Genomic DNA, 607 nt, shown 5'->3' with positions numbered 1-607 from the left:
TTTTCACTTTCCTCAATACTATTTGATTTTTTTAACATCGGTTGTAAATATTTAATGACTTCATCTCTTACTTTCAATTTTAATGCCTGATCTTCATCACTATCACTATTTGCTAAAACATGAAATCTTATTAATTTATCTTTATAATTGCTTGAAACTCTTTCAACTTTATTTACTTCCCCAAAAATATATATAGTACTCATTATAATCATAGTTATTAATAAAACACTTAACCCCAATATTCTTAACTTTATCCTTTTCATAATATATATCCCCCTAATATATTTTAATATCTTGATTATCTCCTAATGTGAATTTTTTATTCTTAAAGTTTTAAAAAAACATAAAAAAATAGACTGTTAATTTAAACAGTCTATTTTTTTATATATTTTTATTATTCATAGCTCTCTCTATTATAAATTGTTCAGCTTTTTCTATATGCTCTATAGCATATTTTTTAGCATCTTCATTATTACCAGATATTATAGCTTTTAAAATTCTCTCATGTTCTTCTACTAAATTATATGATGTGTCAAAATCAGATATATATGTTGCTCTGAATCTATGAACTTGTTCCCAAAGTGAATTTATTATTTGACTTAACTTT

At 22.9% G+C, this 607-nt stretch carries 2 protein-coding genes; both read right to left on the bottom strand.

The genetic code is table 11. From position 1 onward, the window contains the following. A partial coding sequence (locus AZI32_RS17400; protein WP_206406654.1) for a stage II sporulation protein R occupies positions 1 to 263 on the bottom strand: 263 nt, incomplete at its 3' end. A 118-nt stretch (positions 264 to 381) separates the two neighbouring features. Continuing rightward, positions 382 to 607, bottom strand: a 226-nt coding sequence (locus AZI32_RS17395; RefSeq protein WP_157450983.1) for an FCD domain-containing protein, incomplete at its 5' end; no start/stop codon positions are given.

The organism is Clostridium sp. ATCC 25772 (genome assembly GCF_001573875.1).
GTDB classification, from domain to species: Bacteria; Bacillota; Clostridia; order Clostridiales; family Clostridiaceae; genus Clostridium_J; species Clostridium_J senegalense.
Note: the sequence above shows the minus strand (reverse complement) of the source record. Positions and strands in the feature narration are given on the sequence as shown.